Origin of the sequence: Citrobacter sp. XY323 (assembly GCF_025106035.1) — a bacterium.
Lineage (GTDB): Bacteria > Pseudomonadota > Gammaproteobacteria > Enterobacterales > Enterobacteriaceae > Citrobacter > Citrobacter braakii.
This window is the reverse complement of the sequence record NZ_JANYUK010000018.1, coordinates 78,251-88,996: the sequence shown is the minus strand read 5'-3', so window position 1 is coordinate 88,996 and position 10,746 is coordinate 78,251. Positions and strand designations below refer to the sequence as shown.

Annotated in this window: 7 protein-coding genes; 5 read left to right on the top strand and 2 right to left on the bottom strand. The window is 49.9% G+C overall.

Annotated elements, in window-relative coordinates:
* The first annotated feature begins 5 nt into the window (after positions 1-5).
* The 3 genes from N0B36_RS22055 (at position 6) to N0B36_RS22045 (ending at position 1,986) form a co-directional block, all read left to right on the top strand.
* Positions 6-578: a hypothetical protein gene (locus N0B36_RS22055; RefSeq protein ID WP_259688967.1), complete on the top strand. Its 573-nt coding sequence runs from the start codon at positions 6-8 to the stop codon at positions 576-578.
* 280 nt (positions 579-858) lie between these two features.
* The gene (gene traT, locus N0B36_RS22050; protein ID WP_151216544.1) at positions 859-1,590 is read left to right on the top strand and encodes a conjugal transfer complement resistance protein TraT; all 732 of its coding nucleotides are present in this window, start codon (positions 859-861) and stop codon (positions 1,588-1,590) included.
* A gap of 54 nt (positions 1,591-1,644) precedes the next feature.
* Positions 1,645-1,986, top strand: coding sequence for a hypothetical protein (locus N0B36_RS22045; RefSeq protein WP_259688966.1), 342 nt, complete (start codon positions 1,645-1,647; stop codon positions 1,984-1,986).
* Here N0B36_RS22045 and N0B36_RS22040 read toward each other — a convergent pair.
* Entirely contained in the window at positions 1,983-2,294 is a 312-nt protein-coding gene (locus tag N0B36_RS22040; RefSeq protein WP_259688965.1) for a CcdB family protein, read from the bottom strand. The two genes, N0B36_RS22045 and N0B36_RS22040, sit on opposite strands and share 4 nt — an antisense overlap.
* Entirely contained in the window at positions 2,291-2,539 is a 249-nt protein-coding gene (locus tag N0B36_RS22035) for a type II toxin-antitoxin system CcdA family antitoxin (RefSeq protein WP_049271083.1), read from the bottom strand. The genes N0B36_RS22040 and N0B36_RS22035 overlap by 4 nt, the downstream gene beginning before the upstream one ends.
* A gap of 211 nt (positions 2,540-2,750) precedes the next feature.
* On the opposite strand from N0B36_RS22035, the gene traD reads away from it, so the two are divergent.
* Complete coding sequence (traD, locus tag N0B36_RS22030; RefSeq protein WP_259688980.1) at positions 2,751-5,321, top strand: type IV conjugative transfer system coupling protein TraD; 2,571 nt, start codon at positions 2,751-2,753, stop codon at positions 5,319-5,321.
* Positions 5,318-10,741: a conjugative transfer relaxase/helicase TraI gene (gene traI, locus N0B36_RS22025; protein ID WP_259688964.1), complete on the top strand. Its 5,424-nt coding sequence runs from the start codon at positions 5,318-5,320 to the stop codon at positions 10,739-10,741. Before traD ends, traI begins: the two co-directional genes overlap by 4 nt.
* Positions 10,742-10,746 lie beyond the last annotated feature (5 nt).

The window sequence follows — 10,746 nt, the reverse complement described above, 5'->3', positions numbered from 1 at the left end:
GATATATGGTGATAACACAGAATGATATTAAAAATGATCTTCATATGTTGGTAGGCAGCATTAATGATGGTAGTAAACAATTAGCCAAACCAATAGAGGCATTAAAAATTAGCATGTTATGGCCGTTAAGTAGTGTAGCAGGTTACCTCCTGTCCATGCTTTGGCTTACGATAACTTATCAACCGTATGTAAATCATTTCGATAATGTGGTTACTTTACTTGACAAATATGGATTTGCAATTGGTTTTGGCGCAATAAGTATAGCCTTTTCATTATTCATAGGTTTCGCTTTATACGGACAGGCAATTGCTTATCTATCTTTGGGTAAGGAAGCACGTGATAACTCAATAATTATAGATAAGTTAAAACGCTTAATTTCAAAACTTGGGGTTTTAACATTTATTGCAAATGCTTTGCTTGCTGTAGCTACTATTTTTACTCCTGATTTGTTAGTTGGAGCCCCGTTTATGCTAATGTTTTCGTTCATAGTCATGCAAATGATTATTAGCGCAGAGATTAGCCGCTATGGCTTAGGTGTTGTTTTAGGGAAGATTAAAAAAATAGTTGAAAAATTATAATAAATGACAAGTTATATAGATATAACATCAAAATAATTAATCTTACAAGCAAGGGGGCGGACAGCCCCTTTGTTTTCATAAGGGTGTGATGATTTACTACATCATGTAGTTAAGCTGATAATAGCTTTGTACGAATAACCCCATTAATAAATAACCTTTATCAATTAAGTGTTGGTTGTTATTCATTTTTTCGGTTTTCTTAATAAAGTGCGCTATATCAATGAATTTTTGGATGAAATTCAGGATAAATGATGCGCTGGTAAAACAAACAGGATAAACCATGAAATTAAAACAATATGCAGTTGTAACTTTAGTTGCCTCTACCCTGGTACTTTCGGGCTGTGGAGCCATGTCCACTGCTGTGAAAAAGCGCAATCTTGACGTGAAGACCCAGATGAGTGAAACCATCTGGCTGGAACCATCTTCAGAGAAGACTGTTTATCTCCAGATTCGCAATACGTCCGACAAAGACATGTCAGGCCTGCAGGCGAAAATTACCAGTGAACTGGCTGCAAAAGGTTACCGGGTTTCCAGTTCTCCGGATACGGCCTACTACTGGATTCAGGCCAACGTTCTAAAGGCTGAGAAAATGGATCTGCGTGAATCGCAGGGCTTCCTGAAAACGGGCTACGAAGGAGCCGCGATGGGCGCAGCTCTTGGTGCAGGTATCACAGCGTATAATTCAAGTTCTGCAGGGGCCACACTCGGAGTTGGCCTGGCCAGCGGCCTGATCGGTATGGCCGCTGATGCGATGGTCGAAGATATTAACTACACGATGGTGACCGATCTGCAAATCTCTGAGCGCAGTAAAGCTACTGTTACCACTGATAATGTTGCCGCCCTAAAGCAGGGAACCTCTGGAATTAAGGTGCAGACGAGCACTGAACAAGGGAACAGGGCAAAATATCAGACCCGCGTGGTATCTAATGCCAATAAGGTCAATCTTAAGTTTGAAGAAGCGAAACCGGTACTGGAAGCGCAGCTGGCTAAGTCTATCGCAGGCATTATGTAGACAACTTTAACTAAGTTGTTGCCCTGAATCAGTATTGTCTTTAAGGGAAAAAACATGAATACACTTAAGATTTTTTTAATAGCAGTTTCTACAGCTGTAATACTCTCTGGTTGCTCTGGCCATAAACAAACTGAATATAGTTCAGAAAGAACCGCAGCCGACCAATGTACGGCAGCCATTCAGTCTGCATCAGTAGGGAAAAATGGTAAAACCGAGCTCAAAGCAATCAGAAAGCTCAATTCACTCTACCTCCGTGTCGGAATTACAACCGCACTTGATCAAAAAATAGATTACCTTTCATATGTAGAATCTGAATTTCTGGATAACGGAAATCCAGGTTCAGCCTGGCGTCAGTGTATGCTGGAAAAAGGTTTCACTATAGTCCTTAAGAGTTAGCTACCTGTAACAAGAAAGTCTACCGCACTGACGATGAGATCTCTCATCTCAGGGCGGTAACTGTGAATATCCTCCTCATCAAGCTCATGAAGATAGACCGTCTGAATCAGCTGCGTCATCAGAATATATCGTTCACCATCGATGTTAACGACGGGATTAATCTTGCTCATTCCAGGTAATGACTGGCGCCATCTGACAAAAGGAATGACGACCCGTGTATTGAGATCGATTAACTGATCGGACTGCGCAATGACGAAATACGGATATTCCGGATTGTCCAGTCTTCTGAATACGGTCCCCTGATTCATTTAAAGACTCTCAGTGCTGCACTGCTGCCGGGAATAATATGTTCAGCAGTAAATTTGTTCATAGCATCAATAGCCGCTTTGTTTTCCTGTCTCCATCTGGCCTGACGTTCGGCACGGACCACGTCTTCAAGAGCAGAATTAAGGGCTGCTGAAAGATTGATGTTAAGCATCTTCGCTTCGTCCACCAGGGCGGCATCCAGCGAAATATTGGTGCTTCTTTTGCGCGACCGCATAGTCGTATTCATTGTTAAATCCTCTGCGCATTATGTATGCGCATAAATATAGCGCATTTATGCTCCAGAGCGTAAGTGCCTGCCGTTATTCCTGTGATATTTCGCTTCCTCACATGACTGCACAGGCGCAGTCATGTCTGCGGCGAGCGCTGGAATCTCTTTTTTTAACCAACCGTTTATCTCGTTGCCGTTCTGGCGATGCGATTACTGCCGGGTAAATTCTATGAGCTTTGCAGGTAAAAATCTCACTCAGGGTGGGCAGATGACTGCCTATCGCTGGCGCATGTTCTTTCAGGTCAACAACTGGATAGGATTCTGGATCTTCATCCTTTTTGCTGTGCTGGCAGCCGTCATCTTTTTCTTACGCATACCACAGGAGGTTTTCGATAACGGCTCACTGTGGTGGTTTTCCAGCATTAACAGCAGCTTCATCAACCTGATGCCGCCGGGCACTCCAAAACTCTATGACATCCATTACTGGTATGCCGCCACTCAGACGCAGATGGTTCTGAAAATGACCCTGCCACAGATACTCACAGACCCTTACATGACGGCTATGGGGGAGCAGTTTTTCAATGAACTGCAGTGGGCCGTGCTGGTCAGCGGTGTGTTCAGCATGTGTGTATTCGTGGGCATCGCCTGGTACATTGCCGACATTGGCCGCAAGGAAAGTGAAGACCAGTATATTTCCGGCATGCAACTGACGGAAAACCCGGCCGAGGTGAACCGGCTACTGCGTAAGAGTGGAGAACTGTCCGACTTACGTGTGGGTGAATTACACATGGTCAGGATGGCCGAAGTAATGAACTTCCTGATCCACGGCACGATTGGCGTGGGTAAGTCGACTCTTATTCGCTGGCTGCTGGAGTTCATCCGAAAACGTGGCGATCGGGCCATTATCTATGATTCAGGCTGTACATTTACTGAAACCCACTACAACCCCCGCACTGATTTCATTCTTAACGCTCATGATGAACGCTGCGCTAACTGGGATATGTGGGGAGAGTGTGTTGATGCTGTGGACTATGACAACCTTGCAACGAGTCTTATCCCCGTTGAAGGAGAGTCCGACCCCTTCTGGGTATCCAGTTCCCGGACCATTTATGCTGACCTGGCCATAAGGATGTCTGCTGACCCGGAGCGCAGCATTGAGAAATTTCTCAAGACATTGTTGTCCCTCAGCATGAAAAGCCTGCGTGATTATCTGGCCAACACCCCATCGGCCAACCTGGTTGAGGAGAAAATTGAAAAGACCGCCATATCGATCCGTTCAGTAGTCACCAACTATGCCAAATCACTGCGATACCTGCAGGGACTGGATGACGGTACCAAACCCCCGTTTACCATCCGCGAATGGATGACACAGTCGAAGTACGACAGCAGCTGGCTCTTTATTTCCACACAGGCCCGACACCGCAAAAGTGTCCGGCCTCTGATATCTCTCTGGTTATCACTGGCCACTATGTTTTTACAGAGTATGGGGGAGAACAGCGACCGGCGAGTGTGGTTTATCTGTGACGAAATTCCCAGCCTTCAGCGCATTCCCGAACTGGCAGAAACGATGGCTGAAGCGCGTAAATTCGGCGGCTGTTTTGTCCTGGGAATGCAGAATATGGCACAGATGATCCACGTTTATGGTCGTGAGCTGGCCAAAAGTATATTCGACCTGATGAACACCCGCATGTATGGCCGTTCCCCAAGTGCGGAGATGGCCAAAGTGGTGGAAGAGGAACTGGGGCATCAGCGTAAACGAAAAATTCGTGAGCAGAACAGCTACGGTCTGGATCAGGTCCGTGATGGTGTGTCGTTGGGTAAGGATGAGGTTAACGACCCAATTGTCGATTACGACCAGATTATGCGTCTGCCTAACCTGAGTTTTTATGTCCGTATGCCGGGTGAATATCCGGTTGTCCGACTGAAACTCAAATTCCGGAAGCCGAAAAAACATCAACCCGGGCTGATTGAAAGAAACATTCGCGATGCTCTGAGTCCCGAACTGGAAAAGGTGATTAAAAAAAATGAGCGTGCCGCTTCTGCTGCCGGTCTGACTTTCCCGACCGGGGATGAAATACTGGAAAAGTCGGGTGCTAATACAGCTGCATCCGGAGGCGATACAGGCATTACTTCCCGGCCCTCAGCCATTGTTTCAGAAAAAGAAACGCCACCGGCAGGCGTTACTCCTGTCCGGGCCACAGAACCTGAGCTGAAGCAGGAAGACATTATTTCACCACCAGTGATCCCCGAAAAAAAATCAAGTGTCGTGAAGGTTTCCTCCGTTGAGAAAAATAATGTTTTCCCACTGCCTTTTACCCGGCATGCGCCACAGGAAATACCGACGCCCTCAGTTTCTGTTTCTGCAAATGACTCTCCGTGTTCTGGGGAACCAGCCATTCCAGTTGTGCCCGATCCTGTTGTTCAGGACAGCACTCTGCCGGCGGCATTGCGCAGTCTCCGCCATCGTACATCCGGTACTGAACAGCCTGTTGCCTCAGCCCTGGATATGTTGCAAAAGGCGCGCCAACGGCCTAACGCATCAGGGAGCGATCAGCAGGGAGATGAGAGCGCGGCAGGGGAAACGCTTAACCTGGATGCACGAATCACCCCGAATAGTGATGGGGGAATAACGGTCACGACGTCGGGAAAAACAGCCCGGACAGACACCAGTCCGGAAACACACCAGACGAATAAACGTCTCGCGCAGGACGAAGAAAATATTTTATTGCATCGCAATCCCGACGATCCGGGTTATGGCGAACACGATCAATATTATGACGACAGAGAGCCTGAATTATGATGTCAGTCGCCCCTATTGGCTCGGCAGCCGATGCTGCTGGCTACTACAGCCATTCAGATAACTATTATTTCCTCGGTAACCTGCAAAGCCTCTGGATGGGGGAAGGCGCTGACGCGCTGGGCCTCGATGGTCAGGTCAGGGGAGATGACCTGACAGCCGTACTGGAAGGGCGTTTGCCTGATGGTTCCCGCCTGGGTAAAGAAATTAATGGCAACCATGTACACCGTCCGGGCCACGATCTTACTTTTTCAGCTCCCAAAAGCGTCTCAATACTGGCACTCATTGGGGGCGATAAGGAGATGCTGGAAGCCCATAACCATGCCGTTCGTATTGCTGCAGGTTATGTTGAGAAGCTGATTTCTGCCCGTGATACAAAAGACGGGATCACTTCCATCGTTCATACCGGCAAAATGGTGGCGGCGGCATTCACCCATGATACATCCAGAAATCTTGATCCCCAGCTGCACACGCATCTTCTTGTGGCCAACATGACAGAACAGGATAGTAAGTGGAAAGCGCTGGCCACTGACTATATCCATAATGCCGGTTTTATTGAGACGGTTATGAAAATGCAGGTGACGCTCGGGAAAATATACCGCAGCGCACTGCGAAGCCGTGTGGAGGCGCTGGGCCATGAGGTAGAAGAAGTCGGTAAACATGGCATGTGGGAAATAAAGGGGGTGCCGGAAGAAGTCAGGGAAGAATTTTCATCGCGGGGACGCGAAATTCAGGGGGCAATCGGCGCTGAGGCCACATTACGCAGCCGGGACGTGGCGGCAAAGGATACCCGAAGGGCCAAAGTTGATCCCTCCCGGTTACGCCTCATGGAGCGCTGGCTGGGGCAGATGAAAGAGAAGGGATTTGATCTCAGGGCTTACCAGGACAGTATTCAACCTTCTGAATACACAGGCCAGGAAAAGGTACCTGAAGCAGTGAGCGTACTCAGAAACACTCCCGTAACGCCCGGATTAAGCACCTCAACAACTACGGAACAGGAGCAGGGTAAAGTGTCGGGAGAGAAACAGGCACCTGCTCAGCCGCGTGACAGAGGAATTCATCTCACCACGAACGGTCGCTTCGAGGAACCATTACCGATTCCAGAGGTGACCGAAGCTGTTCGCCAGGCCATCTCGCAGCTGAGCGACAATAAAACACGTTTCACCTTTGGTGAACTGATGCTGACAACGGCCGAACTGAGTGAAAAACTCCCGGACATGAATGATATTCGTGTTGCGATTGATGCGTCACTGAAAGACGGCATGATTGTACCGCTGGACAGTGAAAAAGGTGTTTTTACTTCAAGGATCCACCTGCTGGATGAGCTGTCCATTCAGGCTCTTAGCCAGGAACACATCAAATCCACAAGTGTGGTCAGTTTTACCCGACCTGAGCAGTATGCGCCGCCGTCACTGGCGGTCGTGGAGCAGGACCCACTGGTACTGATGAATGCTCCGTCAGGGGTGGCAGGTATCCGCGACCTGACGACTCAGCTAACCGGTATTTCCACGGCACTCGGTCGTGATGTTCAGGTTCTGGCCAGTTCCGCAGAACGTGCCATATCCCTGGCAAAATCAGACACACTACGTGACAGACTTATCAGCCGCCAGCATGTCCTGAGTGGCGATTTCCATCTTAAACCCCAGAGTACGCTGATTATTGAGGGGGCAGAGCGTCTTGGACTGAAAGAAACACTGGTTTTGCTGGGTGAAGCCCGCGCGCAGGATGCTCAACTGGTCTTTCTCGACAGCGCCGGGCGTCAGGCTAACGGTAATGCCATGTCGGTACTGGAGTCAGCCGGTATAAGTCGTTCCCGTCGAACAGAACCAGCACCAGGTCTGGAAGCCTCGGTGGTCAGTATCCCTGACAAACGCGAACGCTACGAATCACTGGCCACGCGCTTCGCAGAGCTGAACGGCGGTAGCGAAAACGTAACTGCAGTGGTAATCGGAAAGCGTGAACAGTCACACCTGACAGGGCTTATTCGTAATGCGCTTCAAAATGCAGGGCAACTGGCACGCGACGGTGTGGATATTGAAGCCAGACACCCTGTCTGGCTCGATCAGCGAACCCGCCGCATGCCAGGTTCTTATCGCCCCGGAATGGTGCTTGAGGACCGCAGTGATTCCAGAAATCGTCAGTCTTACGTGATTGATCGGGTGCATGAGGATACCCGTGTACTTTCACTCATTGACGGAGATGGAGTGCTTACCAGGATGAAATTAAGCGATGTCACCGCAGACTGGCGTCTTTTTAACCGGGAAACACTGAATGTGTCTACCGGTGAAAAGCTTCTGGCTGTTGCCGGTGACCGTGAACATCATCTTAAAGCTAAAGACCGTCTCGAGGTTACAGGGATCAGTGACAAAGGAATAGAAATCAGACGAGGGAATGACATGCTGACGCTCCCCAAAAACCAGCCATTGTATGTGACCCATGCTTACGTCAGTGCGCCCGGTGGGCGTGATAATGACCGTGGTGTGGTTCTGGCCGCGTTGAACACTCGGGATATATCAGGTCAGACGGTTAACTCTCTGGCGCAAAGTGGTCACAGGGCGGAAATTTTTACAGCTGAAGTGCAGGACAGAGCTGAAGCACGGTTGCAGAGGATGAAAACGAATGTGTCCCCTGTGCAGTTGGTCCGCACACTCAGTGGACAGGATAACGTCAGTAGTGCGGTTGAAACCCTGCAGGACAGCGTTCGTACAGAGGCAGGGCTTGCTGTCTGGCGTGCGGTCAACGACCAGAGAACGGTGACGTTCAGCCCACTGGTTCTGGCAAAAGATGCTGTGAAATACCACCCTGACCTGGATGCCATCGGGGATGAAATTAACTCGATGCTTAAAACCGGTGAACTGTTGCAGGTTTCACTCAGCGGGGAGCCTAAGCTGGTTGCCCGTTCAACATGGGAGATGGAAAAGGCAATTCTGCGCGTTGTGGATCAGGGGAAAAACACGCAGCTACCGCTACTTGACCATGTCCCTGAAGCCGTCATGAGTGGCCTGACTGATGGTCAGAGAAAATCTACCACCCTGGTGCTTGGCAGTACCGACCAGTTTATCGGAATTCAGGGGTATGCAGGGGTAGGGAAAACCACACAAATTAAGGCTGTTATTGCCGCACTGGATACTCTTCCAGCAGGTGTACGTCCGGTACTGACAGGTCTGGCTCCGACACACCAGGCAGTGAAGGAGATGAGTGATGTAGGCGTTCGGGCACAGACCATTAAATCTTTTATTGTGGAACATGAACAGGCGACCGCCGGTGGTGAGAAACCTGACTATAAAGGGCAGGTGTTCCTTATTGATGAATCTTCAATGGCAGGAAATCAGGATACAGCCGCGCTATTTCAGGCGATTGCTGCAGGGGGAGGTCGCGCTGTTTCAATGGGGGACATCGACCAGTTTGAGTCTGTCGATGTTGGCGCGCCTTTTAAACTGATGCAGGAACGCAGTCCGATGGACGTGGCCATCATGAAGGAGATAGTTCGTCAGAAAGATGCCCAGTTGCGAGGGGCGGTGCATGACATTATCGATAATCGTATTGATGCAGCCCTGAAACGAATTGAAAGTCAGCCCGGTGACCGCGTTTCGCGCGATGTGGATGCGATCGTGCCTGACAGTGCCTTTCAGGAAACGACCACGCCGGTGGATGATATTGTGGCTGACTGGACGGGCCGGACGCAGGATGCACGTGATCGCACACTTATCATTACACAGCTTAACGCCGACCGCAGAGCAGTAAATGCCGGCATTCATGCCACGCTGGCAGAACGGGGAGAGCTGGGAGAGAAAGCGGTCAGAGTGCCTGTGCTTGAGAAAATCACGCATACACGTCATGAGTTCAACCAGACTCAGGCCTGGCAGTCGGGAATGGTGGTGAAACGTGGCGATCGTTACCAGGATGTCCTCGCCGTTGACCGTAATGGCAGAACCGTAACAGTACGTGATGAAGAAGGCCGGATTGGCCTCTATTCACCCCGGGAGCTTATTACTGGTGACGTGCAGCTGTTTCACCGTCGGGAGATAGAAGTCAGAGCCGGAGATTTACTGAAATTTACGGCGACCGATCGTGATCTGGGTCAGACAGCGAATAAGCGATATACCGTCGAATCTGTCAGTGAGACAGGTGATATCAGGCTTAAGGGCGAGAAAGGTCACACAACCATTAACCCGAAAGACGTTCGCGCACAGCAGCATATAGACTACGGCTGGGCAGTAACCGGCTATGGCGCACAAGGTGCCAGTACCGATTACGTGATAACACTGGAGGGCACAGAAGAAGGGCGTAAGGCTCTGGCTACCCGCAGGGCATTTTACATATCAGCTTCGCGTGTGAAGGAGCACGTCCAGATTTATACAGACGGTAAGCAGGACTGGATTGACGCGGTTAAATCCCCGGAGCGTGACATCAAAACCGCCCACGATGCGCTTGCGCCAGAAACACAGCGTAAACAGGCAAAAGCTATCTGGTCAATGGGGCAACCCGTCAGTAAGACGGCCATTGGACGAGCCTGGCTGCGACACCAGAACATGCATGACTCATCACTTACCGCGAAAATCATCCCGGCGACCCGACGCTTTCCGGAGCCTGCGCTCGCTCTGCCTGTCTATGATAACAACGGCAAAAGTTCAGGCCTGGCGCTGGTTTCTCTGGTTGCGAGCAATGAAGGGAGGCTGACACATGGCGAGACACGTATGGTGATGAGTGAACGTGGCCGCGGAGCGTTGTTGCAGCGAAGTAAGTCGGGGAATACGGTCGTTGTAAGTGAGCTTTCGGCTGCGCTCGATGCCGTTCGCAATCGACCGGAAGATGGTGTGTTCTGGCAGGTTGGCACTGAGTCTCTTTCTGCACAACTGATTAAAGTCAGTGGCGGAGAAAGACGTGAGAACGAAGAAATCAGTGTACAACGTGTCAGCCGTGAATCCTCAGAAATTATTCTGCCTGAAACCGAACAGAACGCCGACAAAAATTCCGCAGTCGATATCAGTCATATTCGTGAACAGGACGAAGCCCGAAAGCGTACAGAAGAGTCACTGGCGGCCGGCGCCGGGAAATCATCGGGAGAAGCTGCAGAGCCGCTGTCAGTGAAGATAATTCAGCCGACCGGAGAAGAGCTGAACATCAAACCGGAGATTTATGGTGCTGATGGACAAAAAGACATTCCTGAACCCGATAAAAATATCCTCAGAAGTATCGCGTCCTCAGAGGAACGTCAGGAGATTGATCCGGCAAAATTACTGCGTGCCGGGCAGGAGATTGATGCCGGACGTGGTGCGGATATCTCTGGTGTATCCCGCCAGGTGACTGAACTGGCCCGTAATGAACGAGATATAGCGCGACAGACAAACAGTATTGAACACGGTCGTTTACCGGAGCGTGAAGAACAGTCACTGACACGTACCATCCAGAAAGAACGCTAATCCCC

Coding starts and splice junctions, on each gene's coding strand:
- N0B36_RS22035 (WP_049271083.1), bottom strand. CDS start 2,539: ATGAATACGACTATGCGGTCGCGCAAAAGAAGCACCAATATTTCGCTG.
- traD (WP_259688980.1), top strand. CDS start 2,751: ATGAGCTTTGCAGGTAAAAATCTCACTCAGGGTGGGCAGATGACTGCC.
- N0B36_RS22040 (WP_259688965.1), bottom strand. CDS start 2,294: ATGAATCAGGGGACCGTATTCAGAAGACTGGACAATCCGGAATATCCG.
- traT (WP_151216544.1), top strand. CDS start 859: ATGAAATTAAAACAATATGCAGTTGTAACTTTAGTTGCCTCTACCCTG.
- N0B36_RS22045 (WP_259688966.1), top strand. CDS start 1,645: ATGAATACACTTAAGATTTTTTTAATAGCAGTTTCTACAGCTGTAATA.
- N0B36_RS22055 (WP_259688967.1), top strand. CDS start 6: ATGGTGATAACACAGAATGATATTAAAAATGATCTTCATATGTTGGTA.
- traI (WP_259688964.1), top strand. CDS start 5,318: ATGATGTCAGTCGCCCCTATTGGCTCGGCAGCCGATGCTGCTGGCTAC.